Source organism: Acinetobacter sp. ANC 7912, assembly GCF_039862785.1.
Taxonomy (GTDB): Bacteria; Pseudomonadota; Gammaproteobacteria; order Pseudomonadales; family Moraxellaceae; genus Acinetobacter; species Acinetobacter thermotolerans.
Window position 1 is genome coordinate 1,714,335 of sequence record NZ_CP156795.1, and the last position, 19,616, is coordinate 1,733,950.

Sequence of the window (19,616 nt, forward strand, 5' to 3'; positions counted from 1 at the left end):
ATTTCAGCAAATGCCACCTTTCCCCAACGCATTGAGGAAAGGTTTGTTAAGACCTAAAGTGTTAGGCAATGCGCTTTAAGCCTTCAAGTCGTAAGCAATCAGCTATATTTAACAATAACTGTTCGGTTTTTGTCCAGCCCAGACATCCGTCTGTTACGGACTGGCCATAAACCATATCCTCGGAAATTTTCTGGTTCCCATCGACCAGATGGCTTTCCAGCATCACCCCCCGAACATGTGTTTCCATACGCTCTGCCACGATCTGCTGTAACACTTCTGGTTGCAGCATCGGATTTTTAGAGCTATTGCCGTGACTACAATCAATCACCAAAGCTGGCAATTCACCTGCATGTTTAGCCTTAATTTTAGCAATTTCAGATAACTGGTAGTTTGGGCCACTATTTGCACCACGCAAAATCAGGTGTACTTTTGGATTGCCTTGAGAATGCAGAATACATGGCAAACCAGACTGGCTCATGCCCATGAACTGATGCGGATTTGATGCAGACTGAATTGCATCCAGAGCAATCTGGATTGAACCATCGGTGCCATTTTTGAAACCGATGCAGTATGGCAGGTGACTGGAAATTTCACGGTGAATCTGGGATTCACTGGTACGCGCACCAATTGCGCCCCAAGCCAGTAGATCGTCAAAATATGCTGTTGCCATCGGACTCAAGATTTCTGAAGCAATTGGCAGCCCCATTTCAATAATTTTCAAATATAGCGCACGCGATCTGTCTAAACCGAGCTGCATATTAGAAGAGCCATCCAGTTCAGGGTCATACAGGAAACCTTTCCAGCCCACAGTCGTCCGTGGCTTTTCAATATAAGCACGCATCACCAGAAAAATCTGGTCAGCAACTTGAGTCTGTAATTGTTTTAATTTTTCTGCGTATTCCAGTGCGGACGTTTCATCGTGAATGGAGCATGGTCCGGTAATCACCATCAAACGGTGATCTTTACCCTCGAGAATGTTCTGTATGGTCTGGCGCTGCTCGGCAATCTGTTTAGCCAATTGTGGAGACAATGGCAATTGTGCCTTGAGTTGTGCCGGCAGGCTTAATAATGTTTCAGTTTGCTGTTGTTGTGATGTAATAACTTGATTCATGACTTTCATCCTTTGGACTGGGCATACAGTCCGAACTTTTATTTGAGCTTTATGGGTCTATGGGTCTGTGTGCTGAGGTTCATCAACTGGTTAAAGCAGAACCAATAAAAGTTGCTAAAGTATGAATAGTTAAAATAAGTCATGGCTGTCTCCAAAGTTTTTCAAAAATCACATGCATAAAAAAACCTGATCAGGGTTGCCGATCAGGTATTAACTGGGTGGGCAACCTTTTTATTGCCCGAACGCGTTCAGGCAATTATCTAAACTGCCAAAAATAAAAATAAGCGTTTGAGATTACAGGTTGCTTGAGCATGTGATGTAATACATAAAAATGTGAATATGAAATTTAAAATACGCGGTCTATGGAGATTTGACAAGTCCCCAGCGTAAAAAAATATTGATGAATTTTCTTACTGTTACTTATCATTCTGCATATTTAAGAAAAATAGAAAACGGGCAAGCCTCAAAAATCTATCAGACCTTACCTCCTTCATCTTGTATCTTTCGTAAACAAAATTAATGCGAAACACGATTTCAGGCATCTCGAATTGCATATTTCTCCTGTTCCCACGTCAGGCGTGATTCAGCCTTTGACCTGTTCTTATTTAATTTTAGATCGGATTCGACACCTTCAAAATGGGTATTGGTATCATAATTGGCATAATTTCCATAACCGCTCTGATAAGTCTAAGCGTCAAATGTATCCAAATTAAAATAAAATACTCATAAAAAAAGACCGGTTTTAACCGGTCTTTTTACTGTTCAATTGTTCTTAGAAATGAACCACGGAACGAATCGATTTACCTTCATGCATCAGATCAAAGGCTTCATTAATCTGTTCCAGTGGCATAGTGTGAGTCACAAAAGGTTCAAGTTCGATATCACCTTTCATGGCCTGTTCAACCATACCTGGCAACTGGCTACGGCCTTTTACCCCACCAAATGCAGTCCCCATCCATTTACGGCCAGTCACTAGCTGGAACGGACGGGTTGAGATTTCTTTACCTGCACCAGCCACACCAATGATCACGGATTGCCCCCAACCACGGTGCGCACATTCTAGTGCAGAACGCATCACGTCAACATTACCGATACATTCAAATGAATGATCTACTCCCCATCCAGTCATTTCTACAATCACTTGCTGGATTGGCTTGTCGTAATCTTTCGGATTGACAAAATCAGTTGCACCGAATTTTTTCGCCAGTTCAAATTTGTCCGGATTGGTATCCACTGCAATAATACGGCTAGCTTTCGCCTGACGTGCACCTTGCACCACTGCCAGACCAATACCGCCTAAACCGAAGACAGCAACTGTATCACCTTCCTGAACTTTAGCCGTATTGTGCACCGCACCAATACCGGTGGTTACACCACAACCAAGCAGACATACATGCTCGTGGTTCGCTTCTGGATTAATTTTTGCCAGAGATACTTCAGCCACGACAGTATATTCAGAGAACGTTGAGCAGCCCATGTAGTGATAGATCGGCTGACCATTGTATGAGAAACGAGTGGTGCCGTCCGGCATCAGACCTTTACCTTGAGTCGCACGTACGGCTACACACAGGTTAGTCTTACCAGATTTACAGAACAGACATTCACCACATTCAGCAGTATAGAGTGGAATCACGTGATCGCCCGGTTTTACGCTGGTCACGCCTTCACCCACTTCCACAACCACACCTGCCCCTTCATGGCCCAGGATTGCCGGGAATACACCTTCAGGGTCATCACCAGAAAGCGTGAAAGCATCAGTATGACATACACCTGTATGACTAATTTTGACTAATACTTCACCAGCCTTTGGTGGCGCCACATCCACTTCAACAATTTGTAATGGCTGGCCTGGACCAAACGCTACCGCTGCACGTGATTTCATTTACAACTTTCCTTTGTTCGCTGTTTTAACAGATGACTAACAGTAACCTCTTTCTATTCTGAGATTCAACCATTAACATCCACAATATAGGATGAAAAAAACCAATAATTGATGGAAACTCAATGACTCACCGAACTAACATGCTCTGTATCAGTTTTATTAGCCTATCCATTTTTTTGACAGGCTGTGAGTTAGATTCCAATACTTCATCCAAAGCAAATATTACACCAGTCCATTCTGAACACTGGTTTGAAAGCACAGAATCCAGACAGAAATTTCAGAAGGGATTAACCGCCTATTTACCCCTATATGATGGCTTTATGAGCATGGCAGCACGGCTGCATCTGATCAATCAGGCCAAATACAATCTTGACCTGCAGTATTACATCTGGAGTGATGACTTTATTGGCCGGCTGATCCTGTCAGAATTGCTCCAAGCAGCCGATCGCGGGGTAAAAGTTCGACTCATGATTGATGACCAGAATGGCACCCAGCTGGATGATCATTTATTAGCGTTGAGCCAGCATCCCAATATCCAGATCAAACTGTTTAATCCTTATAAATTCCGCAAGATCAGGGCATTGGATTATGGCTTGCGACTGAAACAGGTTAATCACCGCATGCATAATAAGTTGATCATTGCTGATGGCACGGCTGCGGTGACAGGTGGACGCAATATCAGCAGTGAATATTTTGAAGCCAGCAATGACTTTCAGTTTACCGATGTCGATATTTTCTTTGCCGGGACTGCGGTACAGGATGCCAATCAAAGCTTTATTCGCTTCTGGAATGATGATCTCAGTTATGATATTCAACAGATCTTGAATGAAAAGCCACGACCTGAAGAATTAACCAAACTCCGTCAGACTTTTGTTTATGAAAATGGTAAGACAGAAGAGATTCAAAAACGAATCAATGAAGCACAGGCAGAAGTGGCAGAGCAGCTAGAGGCACGTCCAGTCCGCTGGGCTAAAGCACATTTTGTTGCGGATTCACCTAACAAGGCTCGTCCGGAAGCCAAAGAGCATGATTACATCTATACCCATATGCTGAATGTCATGGGTGAACCAAGTAACCATCTGGAACTGGTCTCTGCCTATTTTGTCCCAACCCAATGGGGTGCGGATTACCTGAGTACCCGATCTAAAAATGGCCTAAAAGTTCGGATCTTAACCAATTCATTCCAAGCCAATGATGTCACTGTCGTGCATGCCTATTATCAGCAATATCGAGAGCAGTTGCTCAAAAATGGCATTGAAATCTGGGAATTCAAATCTTTTATCGAACGCCGCAAACGGACCTGGTATGAGAAACTGACCGGGGATGTCATTCCTGCTAAAAATAAAAACAGTTCCAGTCTGCATGCTAAGTTCTTTGATGTTGATGACATGGTCTTTATTGGTTCCTTTAACTTTGATCCACGCTCGGCCAAGCTGAATACTGAAGTCGGTCTGGTGGTTGAATCTGAGGAACTACAGGAGGAAATTACTACCGCACTGAATCAATATCTGCCACGGATTGCCTATCAGCTTAAATTAAATCAGCAAGGTGAAATTATCTGGATTGACCAGCAACCAGATGGCACAACCATCACCCATCCACATGATCCGGAAACCACAAAATTCCAGCGCTTTATGATGAATCTGGTGACGACTTTTCCTGCTGAATGGACAATGTAATGACACATGCATGACAAAAGTGAATTTTCCATCAATTTTCCCATCCATTATTTTCTGATTTATTAGAAATTGTGTAGCATTTAGACATTTATTCAATCAATACTGTCATGAACTATACCCTAAGCTAAGATTGTCTTAAAATTATACTTTTCCAGCTTTATGCGAAACTTTTCGCCCCACTACCATGCAATTTTTTGATTTAAGCCGTCAGTTCAAACTGAGTGATATTTTAACGCCCACCAAAACACTGCAAGAATTATCTGGTCAGGAATGGTTTCTTGCCAAAATCCGGGTTGAACATGACTGTCTTTCAGATAATGAAATTGTTGAAGGTCAAGCGATCATTCAATCCAATGCAAATATTCAGATTGAACTGGAATGGCTGATTCAGGATTCTGGTCATGAGCTGCAAGTAATGTTTAAAGGTGTAGAAACCGAAGCCAATGAAGAAACCTTGGTAGTAGTGAAAGGTGCTCAACTGGTTGATGAACAGCAACAATTATTGTCCTCACAAGCTTTAAGCTTATGGATTGATGGTACCCTGCTGCCACTATTACCAAATATCCGTCGTGAAATTAAATCCCGTTTAAATCTTTGGGATTATGTAGAATACGATGGTTAATTCCTAAAATAGAGTTTGATGTTCAGGGCGAGTCACTCGCCCTTTTTTATCGACTAATATCGACTAAAATAAATCTTTTGAGATGAATGGCAAGTCGTATATCAGTCAATTATTTCCAATTTTGTTCATGATATGCTGACTTTAAAAATAATAACAAGTAAAAAATAATGAATACGCATATCCAGATGCAAGATTGGCATAAGATTCGTAGTGTGGTTGCAGATGCACAACGTGCAGCCATGCATTGTTCTATATCGACAATCTCTCCAAATGGATTTCCTACCAGTAGTCCAATCGGTACTTTATTTTTAGATGAACAAAATCCAGCGGGTTTCTTCTTTGACCGTTACTGTACCAGCCTGGAACAGAATCTTCCGCATACCACTAAAGCCTGTATTCAAGCAGTGAATAGCAGCCGTACCTTCTGGCTAAGATCTCTGATTAAAGGGAAATTTAATACTTATCCTGGTGTAAGATTATATGCAGAAATCGGTGAGCTGCGCCCTGCAACCCAAGCTGAACTGGATTTAATAGATCGTAGAATCAAACCACTCAAATGGACTAGAGGCAGTCGACTGATCTGGTCTGAGTTTACCCATGTTCGGGAGATTCAGATTCATAGGTTCAAATGGGTGGAATATCCAAAGATGATGCCAAATAACTAAAAAATAACTTACTAAAAGTTATTTACCATTCATAAGTAATTTATTAAAAGCCTAGATTAATCCGGAATCCTTAAACATTTCCCGATAAGCCTCAGCTTTTTTCTCTAAACTCAGTGGATAGGCACGTGAAGATGATGGCATTCGATATAATTTCAGCTCACGTCCAGCAAAGGTTGTTTCACTTGGTTGTCCAATCGCAGGTTTTTCTGTTCCGTCCGGCATAGACAGCATCAACGTTTCAGTGGCTTTATCGCCAGTGGTCATGATGCTATGACACTGGGGCATATGTGACAGTAGTTTGTTGAGATCCGTTGGTGTCACGATTTCCAAGAACTTATCCGAGGCATTCCCTTTTAAACGGCGGATCTGGTACGCCGTATCAAAAATGGCAATACCTTTTTCCAGCAGAAATTCCCGGATCAGCATTTCCTGAAAATTCTTGTTAGCCAGATCCAGAAAATAGTCTTTGTTATGGAAGAAAATTAAACCAAAAATCCGCCACATATCATTTTGATAATTTGGATAATAGAACCGCATTTTCCAGCGTGTTTGCGGTGGCGGAAAACTTCCCATCATTAGTAGCTTGGCATTTTCAGGTAGGAAAGGTTCCAGAGGATGGGTTTCAATATCCGACATAATCTTCCACTAAATTGGCGAGCAGAAATGCTATTTTAGAATTTCTGGCGAATCTTTGCAGCGACTTCCTGTCCCCAAAGCGTATAAACTTCTTTACTCGGGTGAAAACCATCTTTGGCCATTTCCAGATTTAAAGCTCGATACTGTTTAATATCGTATTCAATCCATTGCATATTGGCTTTTTTGCTGACAAATTTTTCTAATTCACAATTCATGGCTTTGGCATAACGGCCAAATAACCATGCCAGTGGATTTGGTAAAGCCGGGAACATGTTCATTGGTGGCACACCGGCTGCAATAACCAGTGCTGGACTAAATCGGGATTCAATTTTGCTATATAGCTGTGCTTGCTTCTTGATCCAGACATCTGCTGGCATCAGCTTGGTAACGTCATTCACACCCACCGAAGTTACAACCACATCATAATGTTCTGCTGGAATTTCATCCAAGACACGAATCACTTTAGAGGTTGTATCTCCAGTTTTTGCCTGAAGCTTCCAGCGAATCTGGAAGTCCTGTTTAAGTACATTCAGAATTGCTCCTGTTAAAGCTTCATCCTGATGATCCACACCTACACCTGCCGCGGCAGAATCTCCTACAATCAAAATAGATAAAGGCTTACCTGCACCTACGACACCTTCACGCTCACCTGCAGGTTCTGGCAGCCTTAAAGTGTTTTTCTTGACACGATTACCTTGGATCACCAGGGCTGGAATAAGAGCAAAAGTCGAAAGCTTGAGTAACATGGATTGAATTCTAAAATACGTGAATAGTGCTGAATTTTATACAAAATTTAGACCAATACATTGATGATTGTGACAGTTTTTATTTTAATTTTAGTGAATTTTCAAATATTCAAATCATTTCGTGATTATTAGTGTATAAAAAATCCCGCATTTAGCGGGATTTCATCGATTCATTTTTATTTAACTTTAATTTCATTCCATCGGTTCATACGACGAAAAGTGCCAATATCATTAAAGCGTACACCGACTTCTTTCATGACTTTATGCGCCGTTTTAGCAGTCATCTGACGAATATAAAACGGTTCTTTTACCACGAAATGGTGAATGGCATGGGTAGCACCAAAGTTAAAGCAAAACAGCTGAAACGGCATCATCCACCAAGGATTTAGTACCTGAGTCTGCTTGATCACATCACGTGGGTCGATGTCGCCATAGTAATGCATATTTGAACTAACAAACTGCAGGCAGAATGAACGTAAATAATTTGGCAACACCCAGATCACTGCCAGTAAATTCACCCATGGCATGGCATCTAGCGCGCCTTGTGACCACAGCATTTCATAGCCAAACAGCGGTACAATCGCGTTGGAAATATGGAATACGGTAAACAGATAGCACAGACCATAATAGAGAATACTTAAGGGCATAAAACCCAACAATTGTGAAATCTGGGCACTTTTACGTTCATGTTCTGGCTGTTTTTCCAAAAATTTCTGAATCATTTTATACATGCGGAATGGACGCAAATACACTGACATCAACTGGTCACTGATCACCAGCACTCGGCGAATCCCCCATGGCATACCATTACTGATACCACGTTCTTCCAGATCGCTTTCTGTGCCTGAAAATTTATGATGATGTAAGTGCATGCGACGGCGTGCCCATGGGCTAATCGTATTTGGACGCGCCAACCAGACGAGAGCCAGCATTAAATGATGAGCCCATGGCATCTTTTTAAAATACATGTAATGGATCAGATCATGTTCCAATTCATGTGTTAAAGAGGCAAAGATCGCAATAAGCGGAATGGTCACCCATGCCGACAGATATCCATAATAAAAGGCTAATGCGATCGTGATCATTCCTGTCCAGGCAAACAGTAGAATGCTGGCACCAATGAAGTTTTGACGTTTCAGGATGGGATAACGTGCCCGCAGGTCTTCGCCAGCCTGCATAACGACAGCTCGGACTTTAGCAATACGCTGTTGACTGGTCATATCCGAAGATGAAGACATATGTACAACCTTTAATTTATGGACATGTGTACATTAAAGGAAAATACGGAAAATAAAAGTTGATATTCCCAGTTTTTAAAGCAGGATGTATAGAAAAACAGCGGTTGTTACAAATTTAATTTTTACTAAATAAAATCGTTTCTGATTTGATCAAAATGGCTTATAAATAATTGAGTAAATATACTAATTTCAAAACAAAATATCATTTTTTAATGGGGAATTTTTATGCTTAGAACACTTCACATAACCATAGGAATTGAATATCAACAAAAAGAGTTATTCGAAAAAGCATTGCTCGATCACAATATCAATTTTGAAATGGACGGTGGACATCTTCCTAAAAAAGTAAGTCCATACTATAAAGAGTTAGATATTATTCCATGTCGTTATTACCTTTCAGGAAGTAAAGACTGGAAAGATGTTATTAATAATCCCCAAAATATGAATCTATACGATGAATTTTCTAAGCCATTTTATATATTTTTATTACAAAATGAATTTATCAATAACTATTTAAAGCAATTTTATGCTTTAGAAAAGTTTAAAGATTTTTTCATACCTAATGGTTCCCATTTACTGTGTAGTTATGATAGCTATATTCAGCATGAGGACGTGATTACATTTGGGTCAGAAACAATTAATAATTTATCAAGATTGGGGCTAGGCATTGATTATAATCATGCATGTTATGATTGAATTTGTTCGACCAGAAATTTAACAAACTCTCTTATACAGAATCGTAGTTAAGGACTCTTGAATTAACGACGATTTTCTTTAAAAACCAGATCACATTTACCGGGTATATTTTTTCCTTTTATATTCACAACAGCAGAAGTACCACGCGCCTTGCCCTTACAGACATTTTGTACTGCTGGTTGATTCATAGCTTTATAATCCAATACATTTGCTTGATCAGGCTTAAAACCGATCTGACATGAACCTTTTACCTTACGACCCTCTATTTTTGTAGTGAGTTTTACGTGTGGTCCTTTTCCTTCGCACAATCGGGTCAGATCAGGAGTATTCTCTTCAGAACTAGCCTGGACAGATGACATTTGCATCACTACAATTGCCAGAATAAAAGCTATTTTTTTCATTAATTGATAAGCCTGTATCAATCTATCTGTTATTTTGAGCTATGTTAAACCAATATTTATACTAAATTTTAAGAAATTACACTTGGTATCTATCTTATTTTTATCTTCTAAATTTATTGAATAGATCAAAATTAAATTCTGCCAGACTTTAGTGTTTATTTTGCCTCTAAGCTTCAAGTACTAAAAATGAATAAAGCTTCTATCTCTAGAAGCTTTATTGATAACCGAATTTAACCCATTAACCCAGTTTATTTACCAGTTTCAATGGCAATACTTTCATGGCAATACCAAGTGGCAGCCAAGGCCATTTTGGTACATAAGCTTTGACCGGTTCTTTTTCAATTTCCGCAGCCAGTAAACGTGAACCAGTCTTTTCATCCACTTCGAATGGTAATTTCTTGGCACCTTCATTGATTTCAGTACGGATATAACCTGGGAATATTGTCGTAACTTTAATTGGCGTATCAATCAGTTCTGCACGGATGCCCTCTGCCAGATGCGCAACCCCAGCCTTACTTGCACCATACGCTGTCAAATGTTTTGGCATACCACGCATGGCACTCATGGACGAAATCATCACCAGATGACCAGCATTTTGGGCACGGAAAATTTCAACTGCTGCTTCACACTGTGCCAAAGCCGAAATAAAGTTGGTTTCCACGGTGGCTTTGTTAATCGCAAAGTTACCTTTACCGATCCGGCGGCCTTCACCAACACCGGCATTGACAATAATCCGGTCAATCGTGCCAAATTCTTCCTTGAAGGCACGGAACACTTCAAAAACCTGATCATAATTGGTCACATCCAGGACTTTGGCAATGACCTTAATTCCATATTGGCTTTCCAATTCCTGCTTTAAAGCCTCTAGACGTTCCAAACGTCGTGCACAGATCGCCAGGTTATAGCCTTTCTTCGCAAATTCACGTGCCATCCCGGCACCAATCCCTGAACTCGCTCCAGTAATCAGAATTGTTTTTGCCATGTTTTATTCCTTTAATTTGTTTTGGTTCTTAAATCCAGGTCAATAATTCTGGTTGTTTTTCTTTAATAAAATGATGTTCATTTAGACTGAGCAACTGTGGCTCATTACCGACTAGACGTAATGTGGTCAGGCTGGTATTGGTAATCGCCCAGTTCAAGGCAAAAGTTTTGCTTGGACTGAGTCCCAGAATTTTTCCGACAGCCACAGAAATCACGCCACCAGAAGTAAAGACTAGAGCATAACGTGGTTTGCGTTTAGCCAGATCATCACACAGATTTTGCAATGCAGTTTCTACCCGGTTTTTAAAATCTGGCCAAGACTCTTCATATTCATGGTGATATTCGCCACCCGTCCAGCGCTCAATTGCCCCTTCAAAGATTTTGCTTAAATAAGCACGCGGATTAGCGTGCTGGGCGACGTCTTCTTTTAACAATTCCGGCTGGTTAAAACGTGGTTCATAACGCGCAAATACTTGAGTATGGTTAAATTCATTCCATGCTGAATCGGTAATGATTTCACTTTCAGGAAAACATTGATCCAGACACAGTTGCGCCGTTTGTTGATGCCGTTGCATCGAACCTGCTACTACCAGTGGCGTCTCTTTTAAAATTGAATCAAAATAGCGTCCTAGCAGTTTTGCCTGTAATTCCCCATTGGGTGAAAGCTGGTCATAGCTTTCTGCCCCAAAAGAAGCTTGTCCGTGGCGAATGAGATAGATAGTCGTCATTTTGGCATTAACTCTTTAAATTTGGTGATGTATTTCTGTGCCAGATCATTTGCTTCAATTTTTTGCTTGCCAATCAGTTTTAAAGCACGAATATGCAAGGCATGAATCACAATCCAGAAATCCTTAAAGGCAGGATTATTGGTCTGTTTATGGAAATAGCGGTAATAAATTTGCTGGGCAATCACAGCGAGACGGAACACGCCAAATACTTCATAGAAAGTCCAGTTGGCTGGCTGTAATTCAGTTTTCCCTAAATAATAATCCACCACTTCCTGACGCGTGAACATACCTTTCAAATTGGTCGGCTGACGGCGCGTCGCCTTGAAAATAGCATTATCAGTTTCTTCGACCCAATACGCCAAGGCTGAACCTAGGTCCATTAATGGATCACCTAAAGTTGCCATTTCCCAGTCCAAGACACCAATCACCTGTGTCGGAGCATCCGGATTCAGAATGACATTATCAAAACGCCAGTCGTTATGAATGACACAAATCTGGGAATCTGCCGGGATATTGTCTTTCAGCCAGTTACGTACATATTTAAAAGAAGGCACATTCAGGGTCTTGGCTTTGTCATAACGACTATCCCAACCTTCGACCTGACGACGGCAATACCCTTCACCCTTGCCAATTTTTTCCAGTTCAGTACCTTGATACGGTACTTTATGTAGCTCAATTAGCTTGTCGATAACATTGATACACAGCTCTCGAACCTGAGCTTCACTAAAACTTAGCTCTTTAGGCAAATTGGCGCGTGGAATAATGCCTTCGATGCGTTTCATCACATAGAAGTCACAACCAATCACAGACTCATCCTGACATAGAGCAACCATTTCCGGCACCACCGGATAATATGGTGCTAATGCCTGCTGTACATGATATTCACGTGCCATGTCATGCGCGGATTTTGCTTTGGTGCCTTTTGGCGGACGGCGCAGAATAAAATCGGCATTTTGATATTTCAGTCGGTAAGTCCAGTTTGAAGCACCGCCAGAAAATTGGGTTACTTCTACCGGTTCTTGTAATTGGACACCATTTTTCTGCAGCCATTGGGTGACTGCCTGAATATCTAATTCTTCACCCTCACGAATCTTTCCACCGACATCAATAACCGCCATATTCTTTCCTTAAAATCTTTTTAAATCTTCAAATCTTAATCAAGTTCATCTTATCAAGTATTGTGCACTTATTTTTTACGGCGTGTGCTGTAGCCACGTTTGGCCAGTTCCAGCTTGGCAATCATACCTTTATGCACTTCGTCCGGGCCATCCGCCAAACGTAGTGCACGTGCCTGAGCAAAGAATCCGGTCAATGGTGTATCGCGAGAAACCCCGGCTCCACCATGAATCTGCATCGCCATATCCACAACTTTTTCCAGCACACTTGGCGCCACAACTTTAATTGCAGAAATCTCAGTCAAAGCAGCCATATTTCCTAAAGTATCCATTTTATAGGCGGCATACAAGGTCAAAAGTCGTGCCTGATCGATCGCGACACGCGCTTCTGCGACACGTTCCAGATTACCACCAAGTTTCAGAATTTCTTTACCAAATGCCGTCCGACTCATGCCGCGATCAATCATCAGTTCCAGCGATTTTTCTGCCGCACCAATACAACGCATGCAGTGATGGATGCGGCCCGGGCCTAATCGGCCTTGGGCAATTTCAAAACCTTGCCCAGGACCACCAATAAAATTGGAAATCGGCACACGCACATTCTCAAAACTGACTTCACCATGGCCATGTGGGGCATCGTAATCTCCAAACACCGGTAGCATCCGTTCAATTTTTACGCCAGCAGTATCCACAGGTACTAAAACCATAGAATGCTGATGATGGCGGTCCTTTGTTTCATCCGGCGTATGTGCCATAAAGATGATGATTTTGGCATTCGGGTCACCTAAACCAGAGGACCACCATTTACGGCCATTCAAAACAATTTCATCACCTTCAATGACTGCCGTTGCCTGCATATTGGTGGCATCACTGGATGCTACCGCTGGTTCAGTCATACAAAATACTGAACGGGTTTTTCCTTCAAGCAGTGGCATCAACCATTGTTGTTTTTGCTCTTCAGAACCATAACGCCACAACACTTCCATATTGCCGCTGTCTGGGGCATTACAGTTAAAGACCGTGGGTGCCAATAAACTGCGTCCAGACAGTTCAGCAATATGGGCATATTCCTGTACCGATAATCCCTGACCGAGTTCAGAACATGGTAGGAACATATTCCAGAGTCCAGCAGCTTTCGCCTTGGCTTTTAAGGTTTCCAGTTCTGCCGGCCATTGCCATTTGGTCCAGTCACCACCCTGATTCAACTCATGTACCTGATGCCAGAAATCAGCTTCAATCGGCTCGATCTCATCTCTAATAAATTTTCTGGTACGTTCAACGTAGTCCTGTGCACGTGCTGAGAGCTCAAACATGGCAACTTCCCTCTGGATATAATCATTCTGCTTTACAAGACCTTAACCCAGAACATATTATGAATAAAATGATTTAATTCCATAGTTCTAAATGCAGCATATTCATAATAAAAACAGTATGGACCTTCGCAGTTTCCATCGCATTGACATCAACCTATATCCGCTTTTTGTGGCTATTTTTGATCAACAAAGTATTTCCAGAGCTGCACAAATCCTTTCAATTACCCAGTCCGCTGCCAGTCATGCCTTACAACGTCTCAGACAGCACTTACAGGATGATTTATTTGTCCGTAGTGGGAGCAAGATGCAGCCTACGCCGTTTGCGGAACAGATCTATCCAGAAATTAAACGTGCCCTTGTTACTATCCAGAATATTTCTATTCAACATCAGCAGTTTGAGCCAAGCATGGTACAAAGTTTGAAGATTGCAGTGCATGATGAAATTGAGCCGATGATCCTGCCAAAACTTGTGGCACATTTTCAGAAGATAAATCTGAATATTCAATTTATGAGTATCAAGTTAGATCGAAAAAATATTGTGGCTGATCTGGCAACCCAGCAAGTGGATTTTGTTGTGGATCTGGAACAGTCCTTAGGTGACAAAATCCAGTTTGAATTACTGGATCAAGATGAATTTGTGGTGTGTACCCAGCAGCCAGAAGTTACAGAAAAAAGCTATCTCGCCTCTCCACATATCGGCGTATCTTCACGCCGTACCGGTGTTCTGGTTGAAGATTTGTATTTAAGCCGCAAGCAGCTATCCCGGCAGATTTTTTTGCGTTGCCAGCATTACGCAACGGCGCTACAGATTTTGCAGCAGCATCCGTCCGCAATGCTCACAATTCCGCGAAATGTATTGAATCACTTACGTATTGATGAACACCTGAAAATTTTTGATGTCCCTGTTAAACTGCCTAGAATAAATATGGGGATGTATTGGTATAGAGATCTGCAAGAGAATAAAAGGCATCAATTTTTAAGAAATGAGATTAAGAAAATTTTTGCTTAGGCTATTTTGATTGGGATTTTTAAGAATTGCTTAGGCTATTTATAAATAAATGGAAAATACAGTCCCAAAAAGCAGCTTCAAGCCATTTAAAAACTCAGCTATAACTAACTATGCTTAGGCTATTTTATTTGCCTAAATAATCCCCACATGAATAGTTACAAAGCCTTGCCACATCTGACTTTCCACTAAAATAGAGGGATTAAAAGTCAGCTATTTTGGTCTGACGTTATTTTGTGGATTTTGACTTTGTTGCATCTCTCAACGACCTGGCAAATTGTGCTGGGATTAGTGGCTTTGGGTTTCTCTTATTATCTGCTGCACAAAGTGGTGGTGTTTTTACAGGAACTGTTTCGCCCCTTTAAGAAAGGTAAAAAATACTGGTGTCGTGTCCGTGCGGTCAGTGATGGAGATACCCTCACCTGCTACCGTTTTAATATCCGTCGTTCGGAAACCCGCTTGCGTTTTGCTTATGTCGATGCCCCAGAATCCAGCCAGGCGTATGGCAAAGAATCCCAGCAGTTTGTCTCCAAGATGATCAAGAACAAATTGGTACGGGTGCAAATTACCGATGTTGATCGTTATGGCCGCTGTGTGGGCGTGATTTACCGACGTCGTAAAAATGTCAATGAAGAACTGATCAAGCACGGTGCCGCATGGGTGTATGAAGAATATATCCGTGATAAAAAACACCTCTCTTACATGATGGCTTTACAGAGCAATGCCAAGAAACATAAGAAAGGACTGTGGCGTGGTACGCATCCAATACGTCCCAGCGTTTATCGTAAACAAAAAAAATCTACAGCATGAAAAAAGAGCCTTTCGGCTCTTTTTTATTTCAGCTGATGCTTATAAATGGTTTCAGTAAATTCACCAAAAACAGAGACTTTTTCAAACAGGTGTTCGCTATACATCAAGTCCTCAATCAAATGCTCTGCATCTACCTTTTGAATGCCACTGAGTTGAGTCACTAATTCAATATTGGCAGTTGTGATTTCTTCACAAATCGCTGCAATGGTTTCGTTCTTACGCTTCCATAGCAGTTTTTTATATTCGATTTCACTCAAATCAAAACTTTGCGGTGTTAATTGTTGATGAATGGTCTGAATACCTAACGCTTCTAGCAAGGTTTTCAATGCCTCATCCAGTTTATTTCCAATGACGATCAGGCTCTGGCAATATGGATCAAGTAAAGTTTTGAGTACGGCATAGTGCTGCAAATCTGTTATAGAAATATCGTTCGCAGTTAAATCAAAGCAGATATCCATTTCCTGTAAAGCCTGTTCATGCTTCAGTTTTAAAGCCTCAACGCGGAAATATTCACCTAAAACCTGCTGCAGCTCATCATTGGCTGGACTGATAAAGATAGTTTTATGTTTCAGTACTGACAGGATCAAGGGACTAAACACATAACTCAGTTTTGAGCCATCAAAATGATCGAGCAGCATGACATGATGTTGAGTTGCTGTCTTGCTACGCGTCTGAGCGGCATCTTGAATTGCTTGTAGTAACTGTTCTTCTGAACTGATTTCTGGCTGCAAGTCCTCGATTAATTTGGAACTATTTTGAAATAAATTATTGACCAAAGTTCCAATATTCAGCGCTTGCATCAGTTCACCCATTTTTGTGTTTCAACTCAGTTCGCATCTTAAAGAAAATCAATGTCTTTTCCCAGAAAATTAGCCCATTTCATCCTTCAAATATCTGTTAAGCCATATCGGAGCGGCTGATAGATTGCTTGAAATTTCATTCTGATAGGCGTACATTACACACATTTAGTTAACCTGGTTAACATTATCCTATGGATACCACCTCCCGATTCCGTTTTGCACTGCTGCGCTGTGCCCGGCTGCTCAGTGATGAAGTCAATGCTGTCTTGCTTGAGCATGGACTGAATTATTCACTGTGGCAAAGCCTGGTCATTATCAAGATGAATGATCATTGCACCGCACTGGATATTGCCCACGAACTGCAAATTTCCAAACCAGCAGTAACCAAGCGTTTAAATACCTTGATGGAAATGAACCTGATTGAATCTCTCCCAACCACTGACAAGCGCCAAAAGCTGCTCTCACTTTCTCCCCTAGGTGAGCAACAGTTTCAGCTGTGTAGCGACAAGATCGATGATTTAGAAACCGAATTGCTACATGGTTTTGACAAAAGCCAACTGAAACAAGCGCATGCTTTTATCTTAGATTTTATGAATTCCCTTCAAAGCAGAAAGGACCAACAACATGGCTGACTCTCAACCCAAACTCTGGACGAAAAACTTTATCCTGCTCAGTGCCATGAATTTCCAGCTGGTTCTGGTGTTCTATCTGCTGGTGATTGTCAGTGTGGGCTATGCCCTTGCTGAATTACATGCCACCACAGCCCAGGCGGGTCTGATCTCAGGTGTCTTTGTCGTGGGGACTCTAGTCGGCCGTCTGCTGATCGGGAAATTCATGTCGAATCTTGGTGCCAAAGCCAGCCTGGTTGCGGGTGCCATTGGCTTTTTCATCTTTTCTGGCCTGTATTTCATTCCGATGGATGTGCCCTATCTAATTGCCCTCCGTTTTGCGCACGGCTTTATGATGGGCGTTGCCGGTACCGTGATTGGTACAGTACTGGCCCAGACCATTCCGCCAAGTCGTCGTGGTGAAGGCATTGGTTATTTCAGTACCAGTAGTACCCTCGCGACTGCAATTGGCCCATTCCTGGCGATCTGGCTGATGGCACAATATGACTATCAAGTGATTTTTGCCTTTACTTCGTTTGTTGCACTAACCTGTCTACTGTTCAGTTTTGGTGTAGATACCTCACAAGTGAAACTTGCTGCCAAACCTAACCCTCAACATACTGCGCAATCCACTTCTCGCCTGGCTCAGTTTGTTGAACCCAAAGCTTTTCCAATTGCAGTGATTATCCTGATCGCTGGTGCTTGTTATTCTGGTGTACTGTCCTTTATTAACCTGTATGCCAAAGAAATCAACCTGTTACAGGCAGCCTCTTTCTTCTTCCTGATGTATGCTGCAGCGATTCTGATTTCCCGTCCATTTACCGGCCGCCTGATGGACCGTAAAGGTGAAAATGTCATCATGTATCCAGCGATTGTGCTGATGGCATTGGGGATTGGTTTACTGAGTCAAGCACATAACTCGGTGATGTTATTGACCAGTGCTGCATTACTCGGCTTTGGTTACGGTAATATTCAGTCTATCTGTCAGACCATTGCTGTGAAAAGTACCACGCTGGAACGTATGGGATTGGCGACTTCAACTTTCTTTATCGCGCTAGACGCTGCGCTAGGATTTGGTCCTTATTTCATCGGGAATTTCCTGGATCAAATTGGTTATGAACACCTGTATATCTACAGTGCGATTATTACCTTCACCTGCCTGATCTGGTATTACCTGCTGCACGGTCGTAAAGCTAAAGCTGTTGCGCGCTAAATCATTTTATAAATAACAGTGATACTTCCAAACGCTTAGCCTGTTTTAAATATAAAAAATGCGCCTAATTTAAGGCGCATTTTTTATTGGAAATATGAAAAGCCTTAAGCGGCGTTTTCCTGCACGCCAAACTTGGCAAAAAGCTGTTTACGTTTAGATGGCAAGATATTGGCTTTGCTCAGATCACCCTGATAATGCTGATACACGCGTTTATCCATCATTTTGTACCAGAGTGGCGGTACTAAAGCTGGAATTAACATGGTGGCATAACCACTTGGCAATACCGGTGCTTCCTCAAAATTGCGTAGCGCTTGGAATGGTCGGCTAGGAAAAGCATGGTGATCAGAGTGGCGCTGTAACTGATATAGGAACAGGTTGGTCACAATATTGTTATTGTTCCAGCTATGTTCCGGTAAGGTCCGCACGTATTTACCATCTTCGGTCTGTTCACGTTTCAGCCCGTAATGCTCAATATAATTGACGATTTCAAACAGACTGATGCCATAAAAAGCTTGAGTCAGCGTATAAGGAATGATCTTCTTGCCAAAGGTTTTCAGCATCAATGTATGATAACCAGCACTCATGGCCCAGCCATGAAACAGTTCATTTTCCTTGCTAAAGAAACTTAAGCCCTTACGCTGCAAACGGCGTTTTTCAATCTGAATCGCAGATTTGATTCCACCAAAAACGGTACGTGGCCAGAATTTATAGAAGGATTCACCCATTTTCGAAGATGCTGGATCTTCAGGTGTTGCCACACGTTTATGATGCCCATATGGATGCTCGATACGGAAATGGTTATAACCGAGTGGCATCAGGCTGGCATGAGACCAGTAATGATCCGATTTATTCGGGCGATGGCTGAGTTCATGCGCGGTATTGACGCCAATCCCATTTATCGCCCCCATCGAAATGCCAAGCAGGATTTGATCCAGCATTGGAGTAGTTGGACGAGAAACCACATAACCGGCATAGGCATTCGCTGCCATTTGCAAAGGAATAAACAGTTTTACGATACGGTCATAATACGGATCTTTGACTAGTGCCTTGATCTGCTCATCGCTTGGGTTATTTTCATCTTCACCAATTAAGGCATCTAAAGTCGGAATAATCACATGTAGTAATAAAGGCCCACCCATGGCAAAGACTTTCTTGGTGGCTTTGGGGCCGAAATGGTAACCAGCCAAAATACCTATGCCAATGACCGGCAATCCCGGACTCAGCAACCAGCCAAAACGTTTCTTGTCCAGATGACGACCTGTTAAAGGCTGAGCTTCCTGCTCGTTAAAGATATTTCTGATTTTTGCAGGGGCATTCATTGCAACTCTCCTGTCTTATGTTACCCTGCAGTTATAGTTGAATAATT

Annotated in this window: 20 protein-coding genes; 8 read left to right on the forward strand and 12 right to left on the reverse strand. The window is 41.8% G+C overall.

Annotated elements, in window-relative coordinates; all coding sequences use genetic code 11:
- Positions 1–61 precede the first annotated feature (61 nt).
- Entirely contained in the window at positions 62–1,111 is a 1,050-nt protein-coding gene (locus tag ABEF84_RS08455; protein ID WP_034588278.1) for a 3-deoxy-7-phosphoheptulonate synthase, read from the reverse strand.
- 772 nt (positions 1,112–1,883) lie between these two features.
- Positions 1,884–2,993: an S-(hydroxymethyl)glutathione dehydrogenase/class III alcohol dehydrogenase gene (locus ABEF84_RS08460; protein ID WP_034588280.1), complete on the reverse strand. Its 1,110-nt coding sequence runs from the start codon at positions 2,991–2,993 to the stop codon at positions 1,884–1,886.
- Positions 2,994–3,115: 122 nt separating this feature from the next.
- Here ABEF84_RS08460 and ABEF84_RS08465 point away from each other — a divergent pair, with 122 nt between their 5' ends.
- The 3 genes from ABEF84_RS08465 to ABEF84_RS08475 all read left to right on the forward strand — a co-directional run bounded on the left by ABEF84_RS08465 (position 3,116) and on the right by ABEF84_RS08475 (position 5,959).
- On the forward strand, positions 3,116–4,672 hold the full coding sequence (locus tag ABEF84_RS08465; RefSeq protein WP_034588284.1) for a phospholipase D family protein: 1,557 nt from the start codon (positions 3,116–3,118) through the stop codon (positions 4,670–4,672).
- A 184-nt stretch (positions 4,673–4,856) separates the two neighbouring features.
- Positions 4,857–5,294 (forward strand): hypothetical protein, encoded by a 438-nt coding sequence (locus ABEF84_RS08470; RefSeq protein ID WP_034588288.1) that lies wholly within the window; start codon positions 4,857–4,859, stop codon positions 5,292–5,294.
- A gap of 167 nt (positions 5,295–5,461) precedes the next feature.
- Positions 5,462–5,959 carry a hypothetical protein gene (locus tag ABEF84_RS08475; protein ID WP_034588291.1) on the forward strand — a complete coding sequence of 166 codons (498 nt, stop codon included), beginning with the start codon at positions 5,462–5,464 and terminating at the stop codon, positions 5,957–5,959.
- Between the two features lie 51 nt (positions 5,960–6,010).
- Here the strand turns inward: ABEF84_RS08475 and ABEF84_RS08480 are convergent, their stop codons facing one another.
- The 3 genes from ABEF84_RS08480 to ABEF84_RS08490 form a co-directional block, all read right to left on the reverse strand.
- The gene (locus ABEF84_RS08480) at positions 6,011–6,595 is read right to left on the reverse strand and encodes a uracil-DNA glycosylase family protein (protein WP_347455162.1); all 585 of its coding nucleotides are present in this window, start codon (positions 6,593–6,595) and stop codon (positions 6,011–6,013) included.
- A 35-nt stretch (positions 6,596–6,630) separates the two neighbouring features.
- Entirely contained in the window at positions 6,631–7,341 is a 711-nt protein-coding gene (locus ABEF84_RS08485) for an SGNH/GDSL hydrolase family protein (RefSeq protein ID WP_034588296.1), read from the reverse strand.
- A 176-nt stretch (positions 7,342–7,517) separates the two neighbouring features.
- A complete protein-coding gene (locus ABEF84_RS08490; RefSeq protein WP_347452721.1) occupies positions 7,518–8,579 on the reverse strand; it encodes a fatty acid desaturase in 1,062 nt (353 codons plus the stop codon).
- Positions 8,580–8,804: 225 nt separating this feature from the next.
- Here ABEF84_RS08490 and ABEF84_RS08495 point away from each other — a divergent pair, with 225 nt between their 5' ends.
- The gene (locus ABEF84_RS08495; RefSeq protein ID WP_034588301.1) at positions 8,805–9,275 is read left to right on the forward strand and encodes a hypothetical protein; all 471 of its coding nucleotides are present in this window, start codon (positions 8,805–8,807) and stop codon (positions 9,273–9,275) included.
- Between the two features lie 62 nt (positions 9,276–9,337).
- Here the strand turns inward: ABEF84_RS08495 and ABEF84_RS08500 are convergent, their stop codons facing one another.
- The 5 genes from ABEF84_RS08500 to ABEF84_RS08520 all read right to left on the reverse strand — a co-directional run bounded on the left by ABEF84_RS08500 (position 9,338) and on the right by ABEF84_RS08520 (position 13,813).
- The gene (locus tag ABEF84_RS08500; RefSeq protein WP_034588303.1) at positions 9,338–9,676 is read right to left on the reverse strand and encodes a hypothetical protein; all 339 of its coding nucleotides are present in this window, start codon (positions 9,674–9,676) and stop codon (positions 9,338–9,340) included.
- A gap of 238 nt (positions 9,677–9,914) precedes the next feature.
- Complete coding sequence (locus ABEF84_RS08505; RefSeq protein ID WP_034588304.1) at positions 9,915–10,658, reverse strand: SDR family oxidoreductase; 744 nt, start codon at positions 10,656–10,658, stop codon at positions 9,915–9,917.
- Positions 10,659–10,686: 28 nt separating this feature from the next.
- On the reverse strand, positions 10,687–11,385 hold the full coding sequence (locus ABEF84_RS08510; protein ID WP_034588305.1) for a histidine phosphatase family protein: 699 nt from the start codon (positions 11,383–11,385) through the stop codon (positions 10,687–10,689).
- Entirely contained in the window at positions 11,382–12,503 is a 1,122-nt protein-coding gene (locus tag ABEF84_RS08515) for a phosphotransferase family protein (protein ID WP_034588307.1), read from the reverse strand. The genes ABEF84_RS08510 and ABEF84_RS08515 overlap by 4 nt, the downstream gene beginning before the upstream one ends.
- Positions 12,504–12,571: 68 nt before the next feature.
- Entirely contained in the window at positions 12,572–13,813 is a 1,242-nt protein-coding gene (locus tag ABEF84_RS08520) for an acyl-CoA dehydrogenase family protein (protein WP_034588311.1), read from the reverse strand.
- Between the two features lie 91 nt (positions 13,814–13,904).
- On the opposite strand from ABEF84_RS08520, the gene ABEF84_RS08525 reads away from it, so the two are divergent.
- Together ABEF84_RS08525 and ABEF84_RS08530 are read left to right on the forward strand one after the other, a co-directional pair.
- Positions 13,905–14,822 (forward strand): LysR family transcriptional regulator, encoded by a 918-nt coding sequence (locus tag ABEF84_RS08525; RefSeq protein ID WP_034588313.1) that lies wholly within the window; start codon positions 13,905–13,907, stop codon positions 14,820–14,822.
- Positions 14,823–15,068: 246 nt separating this feature from the next.
- Complete coding sequence (locus tag ABEF84_RS08530; protein WP_034588316.1) at positions 15,069–15,629, forward strand: thermonuclease family protein; 561 nt, start codon at positions 15,069–15,071, stop codon at positions 15,627–15,629.
- Positions 15,630–15,652: 23 nt separating this feature from the next.
- Here the strand turns inward: ABEF84_RS08530 and ABEF84_RS08535 are convergent, their stop codons facing one another.
- Positions 15,653–16,429 carry a hypothetical protein gene (locus ABEF84_RS08535; protein ID WP_034588346.1) on the reverse strand — a complete coding sequence of 259 codons (777 nt, stop codon included), beginning with the start codon at positions 16,427–16,429 and terminating at the stop codon, positions 15,653–15,655.
- Positions 16,430–16,620: 191 nt separating this feature from the next.
- Between ABEF84_RS08535 and ABEF84_RS08540 the strand changes: the two genes are divergently transcribed.
- A complete protein-coding gene (locus ABEF84_RS08540; protein WP_034588318.1) occupies positions 16,621–17,061 on the forward strand; it encodes a MarR family winged helix-turn-helix transcriptional regulator in 441 nt (146 codons plus the stop codon).
- Positions 17,054–18,250: an MFS transporter gene (locus ABEF84_RS08545; RefSeq protein WP_034588320.1), complete on the forward strand. Its 1,197-nt coding sequence runs from the start codon at positions 17,054–17,056 to the stop codon at positions 18,248–18,250. The genes ABEF84_RS08540 and ABEF84_RS08545 overlap by 8 nt, the downstream gene beginning before the upstream one ends.
- A gap of 104 nt (positions 18,251–18,354) precedes the next feature.
- On the opposite strand, the gene ABEF84_RS08550 is transcribed toward ABEF84_RS08545, so the two are convergent.
- Positions 18,355–19,569, reverse strand: coding sequence for an alkane 1-monooxygenase (locus ABEF84_RS08550; protein ID WP_034588321.1), 1,215 nt, complete (start codon positions 19,567–19,569; stop codon positions 18,355–18,357).
- Positions 19,570–19,616: the final 47 nt, after the last annotated feature.